The organism is Rathayibacter sp. AY1C2, assembly GCF_002931195.1.
Taxonomy (GTDB): Bacteria; Actinomycetota; Actinomycetes; order Actinomycetales; family Microbacteriaceae; genus Rathayibacter.
Genome location: NZ_PSWG01000011.1, coordinates 1 through 17,590 on the forward strand (window position 1 = coordinate 1; position 17,590 = coordinate 17,590).

Consider the following 17,590-nt stretch of genomic DNA (forward strand, 5'->3'; position numbering starts at 1 on the left):
ACGGCCGCCAGCCGCGGCTCGAACACCGCCGGCTCCCCGACAGGACTCCTGCGATGACGCACCTCCCCTCCGGCCGCTCCCTGACCGCCTCCCTCGCGGCGCTCGCCGCCACGGGCGCGCTCCTGCTGAGCTCGCTGCCCGCCGCCGCGGTCGAGGCCCCGCCCTCGGCGTCCTCCGCCGTCGCCTCCGCCGCGGTCCTCCGTGCCGGCGAGCAGCTCGCGCGCGGCGAGCGCCTGGTGTCCCCCGACGGCGCCTCCTCCCTCGTGATGCAGACCGACGGCAACGCCGTGGTCTACGCCGCCGGCGGCCGTCCCACCTGGGCCTCGGGCACGCAGGGGCGCGGCGACAGCCTGCGGATGCAGGACGACGGCAACCTCGTCGTGTACGCCGCGGACGGGCGCCCGGTCTGGGCGAGCGGCACGGTGGCCGACCCGGGCGGCGAGCTGCGGATGCAGGACGACGGCAATCTCGTGATCTACCGCCGCAGCGGCTCGGCCGCCTGGGCCAGCAGCATCGGCGGCCGGATCGACGAGCCGCGCACCGACACCCTCCGCCGCGGCAGCACCCTCTACGCGGGGAACCGGCTCGCCACCCCGGGAGGCACCACGGCGGTGATGCAGGCGGACGGCAACCTCGTGGTCTACGGGCAGGGCGGGGCTCTCTGGGCGAGCGGCACCCGCGGCCGGGGCAACGTCCTCCGGATGCAGGACGACGGGAACGCCGTGGTCTACACCGCGGACGGCGCGCCCCTGTGGGCCTCGGACACGTCCGGCGAGCCGGGCGCCACGATGGTCCTCCGCGAGGGCGATCTCCGGATCGCGGACGACTCCGGCGTGCTCTGGAGCAGTGCCGCGCTCGTCGTGCGCGACTCGCTCTCCCCGAGCGGCCTCGTCGTCGCGGGCACGCGGCTGACCTCGGCGAGCGGGCAGTGGCGGGCCGAGATGCAGCGCGACGGCAACTTCGTCGTCTACGGGCCGAACGGCGCGGACTGGGCGACGAACACCTCCTCCGCCTCCGGTGCCGCCTTCTCGATGAGCTCCGAGGGCCGGCTCGACGTGGCCGACTCCCGGATCCTCTGGCTGCGGTTCCCGAGGATCTCCTTCGGTATCGGCCAGACCGGCGTCGTCGCGCCCTACCGCCTCGTGCTGCAGGACGACGGCCGCCTCGTCGAGTACGACGGCATCGGACGGGCCGTCTGGGCCAGCCGGGGCTGACGCGCGACGCATGATGGAGGGGTGAGCGACCCCGGCGACTTCATCCGCTCGGCCCTGGAGTACGAGGGCGACGTCTGGCGCGCGCAGGACGTGCGCGAGCGCCTGGGAGCAGGGCTCGACTCGACGGGCGCCTCGGTCGGGGCGGTCCGCGGCACCGTCCGCGACGCGCTGAGGAAGTTCCGCTCGCTCGAGCACGACGACGTGACAGCCCTCTCCTCCGAGCTGTGGGAGCCGGCGGTGTTCGAGCCGCGGCTGGCGGCCGTCGTGCTGCTGCAGTCACGAGCCGAGTGGCTGCGCGGCTCCGACCTCACCCGGCTCGAGGGCTTCGTCCGCGACTCCCGCGTGGACGAGCTGAGCGACCCGCTGGCCCGCGACGTCGTCGCTCCGCTCCTGGCAGGGCTGCTTGGTGCGGCGCGGACCCGGGCGGACGCGGTCCTCGACCGCTGGGAGGCGGAGGGCGGGCGCCTGGCGCGCGCGGCCTCCCTGGCGCGGGCCTCGGTCCCGACGGAGCACGGCTGAACGGCCGCTCGGACCGACCGCCCCGCGGAGCCGGACGCCTGCTCAGGCGGCCCGGTACTCCTGAGCCGCCGTGCCGTCCGCCACCCGGATCCGCGTGTCGAACTCCAGGCCCGGATCGACCCGGTGCGCGATCAGGACCACCGTCCGCCCCTCGGCGGCGCGGAGCAGATCCCCGAGCAGGGCGTCGGCCACGGGAGCGTCCACCGACGCCGTCGGCTCGTCCAGCACCAGGACGCGGAAATCGGCAAGAAGTGCACGTGCGAGGGCGATCCGCTGAGCCTGGCCGCCCGAGACGAGCGAGCCCCGCTCCCCCACCCGCGCGTCGAGCCCGCCGCGTGCAGCGACCCAGGGCCCGAGCCCGACCCGCTCCAGCACCGCCTCGAGCACGGCGGCGTCGGCCTCGGGCCGCGCGAAGAGGAGGTTCTGCCGGATCGTGTCGTCGAAGAGGTACGGCTGCTGCTCCACGAGCCCGACCCGCGTCCGCACCTCCGCCTGGGGCAGCGTGCGCGCCTCGACCCCGCCCAGGAGGTAGCTGCCGGAGTGGTCGAGGAAGCGCACCAGAGCGTGCGCGAGCGTCGTCTTCCCGGACCCACTGCCGCCGGTGACGAGCACGCGGGCGCCCTCCGGCAGGTCGAGCGAGACGCCGCGCAGCGCGGGCGTGTGCGCGCCGGGCCAGCTCACCGACAGGTCGCGCAGGACGATGCCGGCGCCCCGGGGAGCCGGGGCGTCCGGGTCCACGTCCGCGTCGGTCGCGAGCGCCGGCGACGCCGCCTCGGCGTCCAGATCAGCCAGGCGCTGAGCGCTCGAGAGCGCGGTGCGTGCCGCCTGCACGGCGAGCGGCGCGGCGGCGGCGACCTCGAACACCGCGAGCGGCACGAGCGCGACGACTCCCAGCGCCGGACCGCCGAGGTCGCCGATCACCGGGATCCCGAGCGCGAGGCCCGCCCAGACCGCACCACCCGAGCAGAGGGCGAGGACGGCCGCGGCCAGTCCGGCGGAGGCCCCCCGTCGACGCGCCGCCCGGGCGAGCGACTCCTCCGCGCGTGCCACGTCCGCCAGAGCGTCACCCGCGGCATCGAAGGCGATGAGCACGTCGAGGCGGGTGACCAGCAGGTTGAGGCGCTCGGCGAGCTCCCCGCGCAGCGGCGCCAGCTCGCGGTCCGCCTGCGCGGAGAGCCGGCCGGCGCCCAGGGCCCCACCGCCGAAGGCGAGGACCAGCAGCGCCAGCAGCACGGCGCCCATCGCCGGCAGTAGCAGCCAGACGCCGACCACGGAGACCGCAGCGACCAGCGCCGCGACGACCAGCGGCTGCACGACGCGCAGCGGCACGTCCTGCTGGGCGTCGACGTCCGCCACCACCCGGGAGACCAGGTCGCCACGGCGCACGCGGCCCAGCCCGTCCGGCGCGACCGGCACCAGGCGCTCGTAGACGCCCGCCCGGAGCTCCGCGAGCGCGCGGAAGGCGGCGTCGTGGCCGGTCAGCCGCTCGAGGTAGCGGAAGAAGGCCCGCGCCAGCGCGAAGGCCCGCACGCCCACGACGGCCATGGAGAGGAACAGGATCGGCGGCTGCTCGGCCGCGCGGACGATCAGCCAGGCGGAGCAGGCCAGCAGCGCCACGACGGCGGAGGAGGAGAGCAGCCCGAAGGACAGACCCGGCAGGAAGCGGCGCGGCCCGGGCATCGCGGCGCGGAGGACGTCGGAGCGGTTCACCTCGCGACCGCCTCCGCCGGCGCCAGGGCGATCACGGCGTCGGCCGCCGCGACGGTCGCGGGCCGGTGGCTGGCGACGACGACGATCGTCCCGCTCTCCGCCAGCGACCTGAGTCCGGCGAGCAGCGCCCGCTCGGACTCGTCGTCGAGGGCGGCGGTCGGCTCGTCCAGGGCCAGCACCGCGCACCCGCGCTCGAGCAGGCGGTGCACAGCGCGGGCGACGGCGACACGGGCGCTCTGCCCGCCCGAGAGGCCCGTCCCCTCGGCGTCGAGCCGGCGCTCGGGGTCCATGTCGACGGCGGCGATCGCCAGGGCCCGCCGCACGCGCTCGGGGTCCGGCGAGAGTGCTCCGAGCCCGACGGCGGAGGCGACGCTCCCCGGGAGAAGGTCGGGCCGCTGGCCCGCCCAGGCGAGCGTCGACCGCAGATCCGCGACCGGCGACCCGCCGAGCAGCAGCGTGCCCGAGAAGGGCACGAAGCCCGCGAGCGCGGCGATCAGCGTCGACTTCCCCGACCCGCTGGGCCCGGTCACCACGGTGATCGACCCGACGGGGAGCACCGCGTCGACAGGAGCGAGCGTCCGCCCGCGTCCGTCGTCGACCGCGAGACCCCGCAGCTCGAGCGCCCCCGTCGCCGCCGGGGCCTTCCCGCGAGCGGGCAGGGCCGCCGCGCGCTCGAGGACGGCGAAGGCGCGGTCCGCCGCCTGCACCCCGTCCGCCGCCGCATGGAACTCGGCACCGACCTGGCGCACCGGCAGGAACACGTCCGGCGCCAGCACCAGGACGAACAGCCCGACGGCCAGCCCCAGCGAGCCGTCGACGAGCCGCAGCCCGATCGAGACGGCGACCAGTGCGACCGAGAGCGAGCCGGCGAGCTCCAGCACGAAGCCGCTGACGAAGGTCACCCGCAGCACCTTCATCGTGTGCACGCGGTAGTCCTCGGTCAGCGCGCGGATCCGCGTCGCCTGCCGCTCGGCCCGCCCGAAGATCTTGAGCGTCGCGAGGCCGCCGACGGTGTCGACGAAGCCGGACGCGAGCGCCTGCAGCCGCTCCCACTGCCGCGCCTGCACGACCTGAGTCGCCCAGCCGATCAGCACCATGAACACCGGGATGAGCGGCAGGGTCACCACCAGGAACACCGCGCTGAGCGGATCGGCGAGGAAGACCACGAGCGTCAGGAGCGGCGTCGCCACCGCGGTGGCGATCAGCTGCGGGAGGTAGCGGGCGAAGTAGCCGTCGAGGGAGTCCAGTCCGCCGCCCAGCAGCGCGACGACCCCGCCCGAGCCCCCTTCGGAGCGGCCCGCCGGGCCGAGCTCGACCAGTGCGGCGAGGACCGCCTGCCGCAGCTGCGCCTTCGCTCCTGCTCCTCCGCGCACCGCGTTCACCTCGGTCGCCCAGGCGAGAGCCGCCCGCGCCGCGACGACCGCGAGCAGGGCGGCCAGCAGCGGCGCGAGATCGTCGGCGCTCCTCCCGTCGACCGCACCGGCCACCAGCTGCGCCACGAGCCACGCGAAGGCGACGATCGCCAGGGTCCTCGCCAGCGCGAGCACCCCGCCGAGCAGGAGGAACACGCGGGCCGCCCGGGCGTAGCGGAGCAGGCGCGGATCGAGGGGCTTCACGTCAGTGGGCGTCGACCGGGATGTGCGCGCGGCTGATGCGCTTGCGGAAGATCCAGTAGGTCCAGGCCTGGTAGCCGACGATGAGCGGCACGAACACCAGGGCGGTCCAACTCATGACCGCCAGCGTATAGGGCGTGCTGGAGGCGTTCTCGATCGTCAGCCCGTAGGCGGGGACGTTCGAGGCCGGCATCACCGCGGGGAACAGCGTCGCGAAGAGGGCGAGCACGGCGAGCGCGATGGTGCCGGCCAGCAGCGCGAAGGCGCGTCCCTCCCGGCCCCGTGTGATGGCGAGCCAGCCGCCGACGAGGGTCGCGGCCGCGCCCGCCGAGAGCGCCCAGGAGGCGGTGCTCCCCTGGCCGAGGTTGGTCCAGGCCAGGAAGACGGAGGCGACGACCACGGTGAGCAGCCCCGCGCGGGTCGCCAGGCGGCGCGCACGCTCGCGGATACCCCCCTCCGTCTTCAGGGCGACGAAGACGACTCCGTGCGTGAAGAAGAGCAGGAGGGTGGTCGCTCCGCCCAGGAGCGCGTAGGGGTTCAGCAGGTCCAGGACGGTGCCGGTGAAGTTGTGGTCGGCGTCCATCGGGACGCCCTGCACGATGTTCGCGAAGGCCACGCCCCAGAGGAAGGCGGGCACCGCGGAGCCGACGACGATCATCGTGTCGAAGCGCCGCTTCCACTGCGCCTCCGGACGCTGGTGCCGGTACTCGAACGAGACGCCGCGGGCGATCAGCGCGAGCAGGATGAGCAGAAGCGGCAGGTAGAACCCGCTGAAGAGCGTGGCGTACCACTCCGGGAACGCGGCGAACAGGGCGGCGCCGGCGACGATCACCCACGTCTCGTTCAGGTCCCACACCGGGCCGATCGTGTTGATCAGCACGCGGCGGTCGGTGTCGTCGCGCCCGAGGAACGGGAGCGACATGCCGACGCCGAAGTCGAACCCGTCGAGGACGAAGTAGCCGATGAAGAAGAACGCGACGATCCAGAACCAGAGAACGGCGAGATCCATGAGGGGTGCCTCCTAGTAGACGGTGCCGACGAGCTGCGGGCGACCGCTCTCCTCGTCGACCTCGGGAGCGTCGTCGGGGCCGGCCTGCGCGGCCCGCTTGATCAGGCGGAACTCGACCACGGCGAGCGTGCCGTAGATCGCGGTGAAGGCGAGCAGCGAGATCAGGACCTCGAGGCCGCTCACTCCGGGCGAGACTCCGTCGGCGGTCTTCAGCAGTCCGAACACGAGCCACGGCTGGCGGCCCATCTCGGTGAAGACCCAGCCCACGATCATCGCCATCAACGGCAGCGGGGCGGCCCAGATCGCGACCTTCCACATCCACTGCTTCGGCTCGCGGCCCTTCCGGGTGAACCAGAGGCCGGCCGCGGCGACGCCGATGGCCAGGACGCCGAGGGCCATCATCCAGCGGAACGACCAGTAGGTGACCCAGATGATCGGCGTGTAGTCGCCGGGTCCGTAGACCTGGGTGTACTGCGCCTGGAGGTCGTTGATGCCCTCGACCGTGCCGGTGAAGGTGTGCGTCGAGAGGAAGGAGAGCAGGTAGGGGATGCGGATCGAGAACAGCTCGCTCGAGCCGTCCGGCGTGCCCCAGGTGAAGACGGAGAAGGAGGCGTCGACGCCCGTGGAGGTCCTGTAGAGCGCCTCCGCGGCCGCCATCTTCATCGGCTGCGTGTCGACCATCGCGAGGCCGAGCGAGTCGCCGGTGAACAGGGTCAGGCCGCCGCTGACGAGCATCATCCAGGCGCCGAACCTCAGCGCGGGGCGCATGGTCTCGAGGTGCTGGTTCCGCGAGAGGTGGTAGGCCGCGACGCTGATGATGACGGCGGCCGAGACCATGAAGCAGGCGAAGATCGTGTGCGGGAACGCGGCGAGCGCGACCTTGTTGGTGAGGAGCGCCCAGATGTCGGTGAGCTCCGCGCGGCCCTTGGTCTCGTTGATGCGGAAGCCGACCGGGTTCTGCATGAACGCGTTCGCGGCGATGATGAAGTAGGCCGAGAGCGTGGTGCCCAGCGTGGTCAGCCAGATGGTGGCCAGGTGCAGCTTCTCGGGCAGCTTGTCCCAGCCGAAGATCCAGAGACCGATGAAGGTCGCCTCGAGGAAGAAGGCGAGCAGGCCCTCGAACGCCAGCGGGGCCCCGAAGACGTCGCCGACGAAGCGGGAGTAGTCGCTCCAGTTCATCCCGAACTGGAACTCCTGGACGATCCCGGTCACGACGCCCATCGCGAAGTTGATCAGGAAGAGCTTCCCGAAGAACTTCGTCAGCTGCAGGTAGTGCACCTTCCCGGTGCGCACCCAGCAGGTCTGGAAGATCGCGACGGTGAGCGCCATGCCGATCGTGAGCGGCACGAACAGGAAGTGGTAGATCGTCGTCAGACCGAACTGCCATCTCGACAGCAGGAGCGGGTCCAGGAGTTCGTTCACAGCTCCGAGAGTAGGTCGGCGGAAGGGGTCCGACGGCCTCCGATCCCAGTACTGGGGCGGATGTGCGGCCTTCCGCGAGCTCCTGGCGGCACCCTTTCCGGGGTGGCCCCGGACGCCCCTCCGAGCGCTCCAGCCGACCGGTCGCTCGACGTCGAGACAGTCCCTCTCGACGTCGAGGGAGTCCCCCGCGCGGCGACTGCCGAGCGGGGCTCGCCTCCGTCGGACCCGCCGCCGGCGACCTCTCGACGCCGAGCGATCAGGCGGGCGACGGAGCGCTGAGACTTCCTCTCCCGGGCCTTCAGCGGATTCCCAGGCGCACATCCGCGAGATCGGCCGTGGAAATCCGTTCACTGCGCGACGCCATCGACGGACTCGCCCGGTGAAGAGACTCCCGGAGCCGATGCCGATGTGCCGTCGGCGGGCGCCCCGCGGTCAGCCGGCGTCGACGCGCGAGCGGGAGCCGGAGAACCAGGCGGGCGCCTGGAAGCCGTACTTCAGCACGGGCAGGTCGCGGGTGAGGCGCCAGTAGCCCAGCGCCGCCGCGACGCCGATCCCGCAGACCAGGAGCGGCACGACCGGTCCGATGACGTCGAGCCAGCGCTCTCCGTCGAAGAGCAGCAGGGCACTCGTGGCGAGCGAGACGAAGAGGACGTGCACCACGTACACCGGGAGCGTGTTGCGGCCGATGAAGGTGATCCAGCCCGCGCCGCGCCGGTTCGAGAGGAAGCGGGCGACCACGAGCCCGGCGAGGACCGCCAGCACGCTCACCAGGACCAGCCCGATCGTCAGCAGCGGGAAGCGGGCGCGGACGGCGAGGATCACGCCGGCGAGCACGAGGAACAGCACGCCGAAGCCGACTCCGCTGAGGATCCCGCGGCGCTCCACGAACGCGATCACCGCGTTCCGCAGGTAGAGGCCGAGCAGGAAGAACATCAGGTAGCGGGCCATGCCGTCCCAGGCGATGTTCCCGGTGCCCTCGGAGGTGCTGGAGCGGACGGCGTACCAGACCACGGCGATCGCGGTCGCGATGCCGATCTGCACCCGCCAGTCGATCCGGCCCTGCGCGAGCTTGGCGGCCACGAAGAAGATCGTGAGCGCGTAGAGGAACCAGAGCCCGTTGTGCGGCATCACCGGCTGGAGGAGCAGCGCGAGCGGGTCGGACTCGTCGGTGCCGCCCGGGTTGGGCACCACCAGGAAGAAGAGGAACCGCACCACGGACCAGAGCAGGAAGGCCCAGACCAGCAGGCTCAGCCGCGAACGCCAGAGCTCCGGCCACGACCGGGTGAGCACGGAGCCGGCGAACAGCCCCGAGGCGAGGAAGAACAGCGGCATCCGGAAGGTGATGAGGAGGAGGTTGATCTCGTTCCACGAGTCGGGGGCGATCCCGGCCGTCGTGGTCCACTGTACGGAGTGGGCCAGGGCGACCAGGATGATCGCGATGCCCTTCGCCGTGTCCACCCAGGTGATGCGTGCGCGTGCCATGAGTCCTCGTCGTGATCGTCCATCGGAAGTCGGCCGGCGGCGACGATGACGATGGCGATGTGCAAGTGTTGCACGGCTGTGCATCCTCTGTGATGTTCTGCGCGGATCCGATCACGGCGATCCGGTGACGGAGAGACGGCCACCGGGTGCGCGGGTCCTCGGACGGCCTCCTCGTGGACGACGCGCCCCCGCCGATGCCCGAGGATCGAGCCATGACTCGAGCGACGCCCTCCGGCTCCGCCCCCGGCCCCCGCCGCATCCGCCTCCGCCTCCTGGTCGCGCTGCTGGTGCTCGCGCTGGTCCTCGCCGGCGCGGGCATCGCCCTCTCGCTCGCCTCGCGGAGCGGAGGCGCGGGCGCTCCGGCCGCAAGCTCCCCCGACCCCGGCCCGACCTCCTCCGTCGACGTGGCCGAGCGCGTCGCCGGTCTCGAGAAGCGCTTCGCCGCCGGGTTCCCGCAGCACAGCATCGTCCTCACGGGCAGCTCCACGATCGGCCGCTGGACGACCTCCAAGGAGGACCTGCGTCCGCTCGAGACCTACAACATCGGGATCGGCGGCACGACCGTCGCCGATCACCTCGCGTGGCTGGACCGCATGGTCGCCCCCTTCGATCCCCGCGCCGTGATCGTGTACGTGGGAGCGAACGACATCAGCGGCGAGGAGGGCTCGCGCACCGGCGCCCAGACCGCCGGCGCCGTCGTCGAGTACCTCCAGCGCGTGGAGGAGGTCGCCCCCGACGCCGAGCTGTTCTACGTCGAGATCGCGGAGACGCCCGCCCGCGCCTCCGTCGGCGCCGAGGTCCGCGCCGCCAACACCGCGGTCAGCGCCTACGCCGAGACGGACGACCGCGTCACCTTCGTCCCTACCGCCGACGCGCTCGTCACCTCCGACGGCTCTGTCGACCCCTCCCTCTTCGTCGACGACGGCCTGCACTTCGACGAGGCCGGCTACGCCCGGTTCTCGGAGGCGGTCCGCGCGGTGGTCCTGCCCGCTCTGGAGTGAACCGACGGGCCGACGCACTGCAGCCCCGCTCGACGTGAGCGGCCCGGGGACACCGCGCCCGGAGCCCCCAGTGTTGACCCTGAAGGGGGACACGGCCCCTCCGCCGCGCGCGCCTATCCTGGCCCCGCGTCATCGCCGACAGCGCCCTCTGCACCGCCGCAGACCGCCGCTCGCTCAGCAGCGCCGACCGTCTCGGAGTCACCGATGCCCCGCTCGAGGATCCGCCCCCGCGGTCTCGCCCTGCTCACCGTCCTGGCGATCACGGCCGCCGCGCTCGTCGCCGGGCCCGCGGGTCCGGCGTCCGCCGCTCCCGTCGTGCCCGCCGGCTTCACCGACTCCCGGGTGGCGGCCGTCCCCGCGCCGACCGCCCTCGCCTTCACGACCGACGGGCGCACCCTCGTCTCCTCGCAGACCGGAGCGATCCGGGTGATCCGCGGAGGCAGCCTTGTCGCCACTCCGGCCCTCGACCTGCGCTCGAAGGTCTGCGCCAACGGCGAGCGCGGCGTGCTCGGCCTCGCGGTCGACCCGGCACCGGGCTCGCGCACCGTCGTCGTCTACTACACCGCGAAGGGCTCCGACTCCTCCTGCCCGACCAACGCCGGCGGCACGGTGAACCCCGCGGGAGCCCCGCGCAACCGCGTCTCCTCGTTCCAGCTCGGCACCGACGACCGCATCGACCCGGCCTCCGAGCGCGTCCTCCTCGACGGCATCTACTCCCCCGCGAGCAACCACAACGGCGGCGACCTCGCCATCGGCAAGGACGGCCTGCTCTACGTCAGCGTCGGCGACGGCGGCTGCGATTACCGCGGCGGAGTCGGCTCGCCGGGCGGCAGCGGCTGCGGCGGCCGGAACGACGCCGCCCGCGACCCGAACATCCTGAACGGCAAGATCCTCCGGATCACCCTCACCGGGGGCGTCCCGGCCGGCAACCCCTACCTGGGCACCGGGACCGCCTCCTGCCGGCTCGCCCCGGCCGCCGCGGGCGTGCGCTGCCGCGAGACGTTCGCGAGCGGCCTGCGCAATCCGTTCCGGATGGCCTTCGACCCGAACGCGACCGGCACCGTCTTCCGCATCAACGACGTGGGCCAGGACGCCTGGGAGGAGATCGACCAGGGCGTCGCCGGCGCCGACTACGGCTGGAACACCCGTGAGGGCCACTGCGCGAAGACCGGCTCGGCCTCGAACTGCGGAGCCGCGGCGCCCGCCGGTCTCACCGACCCGGTCCACGACTACGCGCACAGCAGCGGCTGCGCCTCGATCACGGGCGGCGCCTACGTCCCCCGCGGCGTCTGGCCGGCCGCCTACGACGGCGCGTACCTCTTCGGCGACTACGTGTGCGGGAAGATCCGGACCCTCGGCCGCACCGGCGCGGCCGGCGACCTCGTGACCGGCCTCGGCGGCAGCAGCGCCGTCGCCATGGCCTTCGGTCCCTCGCGCGGGACCCAGGACCTCTTCTACACCAGCTACGCGAACGGCGGCGAGGTCCGGCGCCTCGCCTACACCGCCGCGGCGAACCGCGCCCCGACCGCGACCCTCACCGCCGCCCCCTCCTCCGGCGCGGCTCCTCTCGCCGCGCGGCTGAACGGCTCGGGCAGCAGCGACCCGGAGGGCGGTGCCCTGACCTACCTGTGGTCGTTCGGCGACGGCACCCCCGACCGCATCACGACCGGCCCGACCTTCACCCACAGCTACGCCGCCGGCAGCTGGACCGCGTCCCTCCGCGTCCGCGATCCGAAGGGAGCCGTCTCCGCACCCGCGACGACGAGGATCACCTCGGGCGACAGTGCCCCGACGGTGAGCATCACCGCACCCGCCGACGGAGGGGTGTTCGTGACGGGCCGGAGCTACGGCCTCCGCGCCACGGCGACCGACGCCGAGGACGGCGTCCTGCCCGCCTCGGCGCTCACCTGGACCGTCCAGCGCCGCCACGCTCAGCACACGCATCCCTTCCTCGGGCCGCTGACGGGGAACGACCTCTCCTTCGTCGCCCCCGGCCCGGAGGACCTCGCCGCCGCCGCGGACAGCGACCTCCTGATCAGCGTCACGGCGACGGACTCGAGCGGAGTGTCGACGACGGCGACGCGGACGTTCTCCCCGCAGAAGGTCTCCGTCACCCTGGCCACCGCTCCCGCCGGCCGGACGGTCGTCGTCAACGGCACCGAGGTCGCCGGAGGCACGACCGTCGTCTCGTGGGCGGGCTCGGCCCTCCAGCTGGAGGTCCCGGACCAGACCGACGCGTCGGGCACGGCCTATCGGTTCTCGTCCTGGTCGGACGGCGGCGCCGCCTCGCACAGCGTCGTCACTCCCGGGAGCAGCACCACGCTGACCGCGACCCTCGTCTCCGCCGGGCTCCCCGGCGCTCCGACCGCCGTCACCGCCACGGCGGGCTCGGACGGCACGGCGACGCTCGCGTGGTCGCCCCCCGCGGGGACCGGTGGCTCGGCGGTCACCGGCTACCGGGTGTCGCGCGACGGGTCCGACACGAGCGGAGCCGGAGCCTGGAGCGCCGTGGTCGCCGCGACCAAGCGCTCGCAGACCTTCACGAAGCTGGTCCCGGGCCGCAGCTACACCCTCTCGGTGCAGGCGGTCACGGCGAACGGCACCGGCCCGGCGGCCTCCGCGCTCGTCGCCGTCCCCTGACCGCTCGGCGTCCACCGGCCTCCCGGGCGCAGCCCTGCCGCCGCCCAGCCGTGCGCCCCTACGATCGAGCCATGCCGAGCATCCGGAGCCGCCGTCGGCCCCAGCCCCCGATCGAGTCCGCGGCGGGCGGGGGCGCCCGGTGAACGACACCCTCACCGGGATCCTGGACTTCGTCGTCAGCGTCCCCCCGGTCTGGCGGACGCTCCTCGCCGGACTCGCGATCTTCTTCGAGACCACGATCCTGGCGGGCCTCGTCGTCCCCGGCGACACGATCGTGATCGTCAGCGCGACCGGCGTGACCAGCCCGCTGCAGTTCGCGGCGCTGGCCGTCACGGTCGTCATCGGCGCCCTCTGCGGCGAGTCCGTCGGCTTCTACCTCGGCCGCTGGTTCGGGCCGCGGATCCGCGCGTCGCGCCTGGGACGCCGGCTCGGCGAGAAGAACTGGCTGAAGGCCGAGCGCTACCTCGCGCGGCGCGGCGGGTTCGCCGTGTTCCTCTCGCGATTCCTGCCGGTGCTGCACTCGCTGATCCCGCTGACGGTGGGGATGAGCGGGATGCGCTATCGGACCTTCATGGCCTGGACGATCCCGGCGTGCGTGCTCTGGTCGTCCGCCTACGTCGGCGTCGGCGCGGCCGCGGCGGGCAGCTACCGGGAACTCTCGGAGAGCCTGCACGGCGCCGGCTACGTCTTCGTGGGCGTCATCGTCGTCTTCGCCCTGCTCGTGCTCCTCGGGAAGAAGCTCCTGAACAGAGCGGAGGCGCGTCACCTCGACGAGTGACGCGCCTCCGGGCGTGGATCCGGGGAGGATCAGTCGACGAGACCCGCCGACTTCAGCCACTCGCCCGCGATCGCGGACGCGGACTTCTGCTCGTTGACGCTCTCGGAGTTGAGGGCGACGAGGTCGTCCGCCGTGAGCTTCGCGCTGACCGCGTTCAGCACCTCGGCCGCGTCGTCCGTGATCTTGCTCGAGACGATCGGCACGACGTTGTCGGCCACGAACAGTCCGTCCGGGTCCTCGAGAGCGACGAGGTCGTTCTTCTGGATGTTCGGGTCGGCCGTGTAGACGTTCGCCAGCTGGATCTGGTCGCTGGTGAGCGCGTCGACGGTGGTCGATCCGCCGCTGTCCTCGATCGCCTGGAAGGTGGTCGTGATGCCGTACTTCGACTGCAGGGTGTCGGGCCCGTAGGGGCGCGTCTGCAGCTCGGAGTTGCCGCCGACCACGATCGGGTCGGTGACGTTCTTGAGCGACGCGATGTCGGTCAGGTCCCACTTGTCGGCGAAGGCCTGGGTGACGGTGTACGAGTTCTGGTCGCTGGCCTCGGCGGCGTCGAGGGCGCGGAGGCCGTCGGGCAGCGCGTCGCCGAGCGCGGAGTACACGTCGTCGGCGGTGGTGGCCGTCGCGTCGGGCTCGAGCGCCTGCAGGAGGCTGCCGTCGTACTCCGGGAAGACGTCGATGGATCCGCTCTCGATCTCGGGCAGGTAGATCTCGCGCTGGCCGATGCGCAGCTGGCGGTCGACGGTGAAGCCGTCGTTCTCCAGGGCCTGCGCGTAGATCTCGGCGAGGATCTCGTTCGAGTAGTAGTCCTGCGAGCCGACCACGATGGTCTCGCTGCCCGCAGTCGCACCCGATCCCTCATCGAGCGGATCGCTCGAGGAACACCCTGCCAGTGCCACGACGGCACCGACCGCGAGTGCGCTGAGCGCGACACGGCCCTTCGTGAAATGTGCTGTGAACATTGCTATTTCCCTTCTTCGATGGGGATTCCCATCACCGCGCGTCGTCGGGGCGACGAAGCGCGGGAACCTGTGCGGCCGGCGGTGCCGGCCAGGCCGAGCACGACTCCGCGCGGCACGGCGAGCCGCTGGAGGAGGGCGAAGAGGACCTCGCTGAGGAGCGTCAGCACGATCACCAGGATCGAGCCGGCGAGCATCTGCGGGTAGTCCCCCGACTTCACTCCGCGGAAGATGTACTGCCCGAGGCCGCCGGCGCCGATGTAGTCGGCGAGCGTGGCGGTCGCGATGATCTGCAGCGCCGCCGAGCGGAGCCCGCCGATCAGCAGCGGCAGCCCCAGCGGGATCTCGACCTTCGTCAGGATCTGCCACTCGGTCATGCCCATCGAGCGCGCCGCGTCGACCGTGCGGCGGTCGACCGCCTCGAGCCCGGAGTACGCGCCGGCGAGCACCGACGGGATCGCGAGCACGACGAGGGCGATCACCGGAGCGCCGAGGCCGAGCCCCAGGCTCATCGCCGCGAGGACGAGCACGCCCAGTGTCGGCAGGGCGCGCAGGCCGCCTGCGACCGGCACGGCGATGCCCTTGCCGCGCCCGGTGTGCCCGATCAGGTAGCCGATCGGGATCGCGATCGCGGCCGCGATCACGAGCACCAGCAGGCTGATTCCGACGTGCTGGGCGACACGGGTCGGGATCGCGTAGACCCCGGTCCAGTGCGCGGGGTCGGCGATCCAGGCGAAGGCCTCGGCGATGAGGTTCACGACGTCACCGCCCTCTCGACCGCGACCGGTCTGCGCGAGCGGCGCGTGCGGTCCAGAGCCGTCCAGGGCATGAGGAGACGGCCGATCAGCACCAGCAGTCCGTCGAGCACCAGCGCGAGGACGATCGTGAGGACGATGCCCGTGACGATCTCACCGGTGATGCCGCGCTGGAAGCCGTCGGTGAAGAGCAGGCCGAGGCTCTGGATCCCGAGCACCGCGCCGACCGTCACCAGGCTGACCGTGCTGACCGTGACCACGCGCAGGCCCGAGAGCAGGACCGGGCCGGCCAGCGGGAACTCGACCCGCCAGAAGCGCGCCCAGCCGGAGTAGCCCATCGCGGTCGCCGACTGGCGGACGTCGTCCGACACCGCGCCCAGTGCGTCCGAGGTGGTGCGGACCATCAGCGCGACGCCGTAGAGGGTGAGGCCCGTGATCACGTTGGCGGTCGAGCGGAGCGGGATGCCCAGCAGGACCGGCAGCAGGATGAACATGGCCAGCGAGGGGATGGCGTAGAGCACGCCGAGCCCCGTGAGCAGGGTGCCGCGGCTCCAGCGGTAGCGGTTCGCGAACCAGCCGAACGGCAGCGAGACGAGGAAGCTGAGCAGGATCGGCGGGACCGACAGGGCCAGGTGCGCCAGCAGGTTCGCGACGATCGCGTCCGTGTTGTTGACGACCCAGTTCACGCGGCGGGGCCGTCCTGCGCGCGCAGCACTCCGGTCGGACGCCCGTCGCCGTCGACCACGATGCGGGCGCCGTCGCGCTCCTCGATCCGGAGCGAGCGCTTGCCGCGGTCCGCACCGACGAAGCCGGCGACGAACTCGCTCGCGGGGTTCGCCAGGATCTCGGCGGGCGAGCCCTTCTGCGCGATCCGGCCGCCCTTCTCGAGGATGACGACCTGGTCGCCGAGCAGGAACGCCTCGTCGATGTCGTGGGTGACGAAGACCACGGTCTTGTCGAGCTCGTCCTGGAGTCGCAGGGTCTCGCGCTGCAGGTCGGCGCGCACGAGAGGGTCGACCGCGCCGAACGGCTCGTCCATCAGCAGGATGTTCGGGTCGACCGCGAGGCCGCGCGCCACGCCGACGCGCTGCTGCTGGCCGCCGGAGAGCTGGCTGGGGTACCGGGCGGCGAGCGCACGGTCCAGTCCGACCGTGTCCATCAGCTCGAGCGCGCGGGCGTGCGCCTGCTTCTTGGCGACCCCGTTCAGCCGCGGTACGGTCGCGATGTTGTCGATGACCTTGCGGTGCGGCAGGAGGCCGGAGTTCTGCATCACGTAGCCGATGCGGCGGCGGAGCGCGACGGCGGGCAGGGACGAGATGTCCTCGCCGTCGATCTCGATGGTGCCGGAGGTCGGCTCGATCATCCGGTTGATCATGCGGAGGATCGTGGTCTTCCCGCAGCCCGAGGAGCCGACGAAGACGGTCGTCTGCCGGGAGGGCAGCACGAGCGAGAAGTCGTCGACCGCCCGCGTGCCGTCCGGGTACTGCTTGCTGACGTTGCGGAACTCGATCACGAGGCCGCCCGCCGTCCGGCGGTGTGCGCGCCGATCTGTCCCTGGTCCACGACTGTGCCCGCTCTCGCTCCGCGCGTCCGGCCGTTGCACGGCCCGCGGCCCCGAACGGGGCCAGGCGGCAAGGAAAACACCATTAGCAGCCGCCTGCCAACCCGGACCGCGAAGTGTTGCGGGATGTTCCGGGAGCGACTAGGGCCTTGACAGCCCGGGCCGGTCAGGACTCCTCGACGGCTCCGTAGTGCGAGGTCATGTAGTGGCGCAGCAGCGAGCGGCTCTCGTCGATGAAGCGCTGGTCGCCGTTGGGGTCGATGAGGAACGCCCGCGTGAGCAGCGCGTCCGCGACCTCGATGGTCACCTCGAGGCGGAAGGACAGCTGCGCGCCGCCCGGGAGGCCGTACTCGGACGCGAGGATCTCGGCGAAGCGGCGGGCGAAGAAGCCGGCCTCGAACGCCTCGCCCGCGACCTCGGGGGCGTGGATCGTGTCGACGAAGCGGATGGAGCGGAAGCCCGGCTCGTTGCGGTGCATCTCGCAGAAGGCGTCGATCGCGCAGTCGACCGCGCCCCACCAGTTGCCCGGGTGGGTGTCGCGGATCTCGGTGATGACGCGGCGGCGGAAGCGCTCGAGGGCCCGTTCGCGCAGCGCCTGGAGGACGGCGATGCGGTCCGGGAAGTAGCGGTAGACCGTGCCGATCGCGGCTCCCGCGCGCTCGGCGACCATCGCCGTGGTCAGGCGGTCGAAGCCGACCTCGTCGACGACGGCGGCCGCCGCGTCGAGCAGCGAGGCGAGACGGGCGGCGCTGCGCACCTGCACCGGCTCGTTGCGGACCTGGGACGATTCACCGAACGGTCGATCGACGAGGTTTCCAAGAGGCACGGCGGGCTCCTTCGGTCGTGGTTCCTACAATCGTACGCACGGCGACCGCCGGTCGGGGTCGTCTCATCGAAAGTCCCTCGTGTTTCGCGCCCCCGGAAGGGCGA

Annotated in this window: 14 protein-coding genes and 1 pseudogene; 5 read left to right on the forward strand and 10 right to left on the reverse strand. The window is 72.7% G+C overall.

All coding sequences use genetic code 11. The features are described 5' to 3' along the window. Together C5C55_RS09510 and C5C55_RS09515 are read left to right on the forward strand one after the other, a co-directional pair. A pseudogene (locus C5C55_RS09510) lies at positions 1-1,214 on the forward strand (hypothetical protein); the annotation flags it as partial. A 21-nt stretch (positions 1,215-1,235) separates the two neighbouring features. After that, complete coding sequence (locus C5C55_RS09515; protein ID WP_104233754.1) at positions 1,236-1,733, forward strand: DNA alkylation repair protein; 498 nt, start codon at positions 1,236-1,238, stop codon at positions 1,731-1,733. 42 nt (positions 1,734-1,775) lie between these two features. On the opposite strand, the gene cydC is transcribed toward C5C55_RS09515, so the two are convergent. The 5 genes from cydC to C5C55_RS09540 form a co-directional block, all read right to left on the reverse strand. Further along, on the reverse strand, positions 1,776-3,443 hold the full coding sequence (cydC, locus tag C5C55_RS09520) for a thiol reductant ABC exporter subunit CydC (protein ID WP_104233755.1): 1,668 nt from the start codon (positions 3,441-3,443) through the stop codon (positions 1,776-1,778). Beyond that, a complete protein-coding gene (cydD, locus tag C5C55_RS09525) occupies positions 3,440-5,059 on the reverse strand; it encodes a thiol reductant ABC exporter subunit CydD (protein WP_104233756.1) in 1,620 nt (539 codons plus the stop codon). Before cydD ends, cydC begins: the two co-directional genes overlap by 4 nt. Position 5,060: 1 nt before the next feature. Beyond that, positions 5,061-6,065 carry a cytochrome d ubiquinol oxidase subunit II gene (cydB, locus tag C5C55_RS09530; RefSeq protein WP_104233757.1) on the reverse strand — a complete coding sequence of 335 codons (1,005 nt, stop codon included), beginning with the start codon at positions 6,063-6,065 and terminating at the stop codon, positions 5,061-5,063. A gap of 12 nt (positions 6,066-6,077) precedes the next feature. Further along, the gene (locus C5C55_RS09535) at positions 6,078-7,487 is read right to left on the reverse strand and encodes a cytochrome ubiquinol oxidase subunit I (protein ID WP_104233758.1); all 1,410 of its coding nucleotides are present in this window, start codon (positions 7,485-7,487) and stop codon (positions 6,078-6,080) included. 432 nt (positions 7,488-7,919) lie between these two features. Then, positions 7,920-8,969, reverse strand: a complete 1,050-nt coding sequence (locus tag C5C55_RS09540; RefSeq protein WP_104348320.1) for an acyltransferase family protein — start codon at positions 8,967-8,969, stop codon at positions 7,920-7,922. Between the two features lie 212 nt (positions 8,970-9,181). Here C5C55_RS09540 and C5C55_RS09545 point away from each other — a divergent pair, with 212 nt between their 5' ends. The 3 genes from C5C55_RS09545 (at position 9,182) to C5C55_RS09555 (ending at position 13,388) form a co-directional block, all read left to right on the forward strand. Beyond that, positions 9,182-9,970: a GDSL-type esterase/lipase family protein gene (locus C5C55_RS09545; protein ID WP_181067827.1), complete on the forward strand. Its 789-nt coding sequence runs from the start codon at positions 9,182-9,184 to the stop codon at positions 9,968-9,970. Positions 9,971-10,174: 204 nt separating this feature from the next. Next, positions 10,175-12,610, forward strand: a complete 2,436-nt coding sequence (locus tag C5C55_RS09550) for a PQQ-dependent sugar dehydrogenase (protein WP_104257418.1) — start codon at positions 10,175-10,177, stop codon at positions 12,608-12,610. Positions 12,611-12,749: 139 nt separating this feature from the next. After that, positions 12,750-13,388, forward strand: coding sequence for a DedA family protein (locus C5C55_RS09555; RefSeq protein ID WP_104223112.1), 639 nt, complete (start codon positions 12,750-12,752; stop codon positions 13,386-13,388). Between the two features lie 29 nt (positions 13,389-13,417). Here C5C55_RS09555 and C5C55_RS09560 read toward each other — a convergent pair whose 3' ends face one another. From C5C55_RS09560 to C5C55_RS09580, 5 genes are all read right to left on the reverse strand, one after another. Beyond that, positions 13,418-14,347, reverse strand: coding sequence for an ABC transporter substrate-binding protein (locus tag C5C55_RS09560; protein ID WP_104223111.1), 930 nt, complete (start codon positions 14,345-14,347; stop codon positions 13,418-13,420). 2 nt (positions 14,348-14,349) lie between these two features. After that, positions 14,350-15,102, reverse strand: a complete 753-nt coding sequence (locus tag C5C55_RS09565) for an ABC transporter permease (RefSeq protein WP_104225632.1) — start codon at positions 15,100-15,102, stop codon at positions 14,350-14,352. Beyond that, complete coding sequence (locus C5C55_RS09570; RefSeq protein ID WP_104223109.1) at positions 15,099-15,785, reverse strand: ABC transporter permease; 687 nt, start codon at positions 15,783-15,785, stop codon at positions 15,099-15,101. Before C5C55_RS09570 ends, C5C55_RS09565 begins: the two co-directional genes overlap by 4 nt. Beyond that, complete coding sequence (locus C5C55_RS09575; protein ID WP_104225631.1) at positions 15,782-16,612, reverse strand: ABC transporter ATP-binding protein; 831 nt, start codon at positions 16,610-16,612, stop codon at positions 15,782-15,784. Before C5C55_RS09575 ends, C5C55_RS09570 begins: the two co-directional genes overlap by 4 nt. A gap of 214 nt (positions 16,613-16,826) precedes the next feature. Beyond that, positions 16,827-17,486 (reverse strand): TetR/AcrR family transcriptional regulator, encoded by a 660-nt coding sequence (locus C5C55_RS09580; protein WP_104223107.1) that lies wholly within the window; start codon positions 17,484-17,486, stop codon positions 16,827-16,829. Between the last annotated feature and the right edge of the window lie 104 nt (positions 17,487-17,590).

Bases quoted from the DNA above. Each gene is read 5' to 3' on its own strand.
- C5C55_RS09560 (WP_104223111.1), bottom strand. From the start codon at position 14,347: ATGTTCACAGCACATTTCACGAAGGGCCGTGTCGCGCTCAGCGCACTC.
- cydB (WP_104233757.1), bottom strand. From the start codon at position 6,065: ATGGATCTCGCCGTTCTCTGGTTCTGGATCGTCGCGTTCTTCTTCATC.
- C5C55_RS09545 (WP_181067827.1), top strand. From the start codon at position 9,182: ATGACTCGAGCGACGCCCTCCGGCTCCGCCCCCGGCCCCCGCCGCATC.
- C5C55_RS09540 (WP_104348320.1), bottom strand. From the start codon at position 8,969: ATGGCACGCGCACGCATCACCTGGGTGGACACGGCGAAGGGCATCGCG.
- C5C55_RS09550 (WP_104257418.1), top strand. From the start codon at position 10,175: ATGCCCCGCTCGAGGATCCGCCCCCGCGGTCTCGCCCTGCTCACCGTC.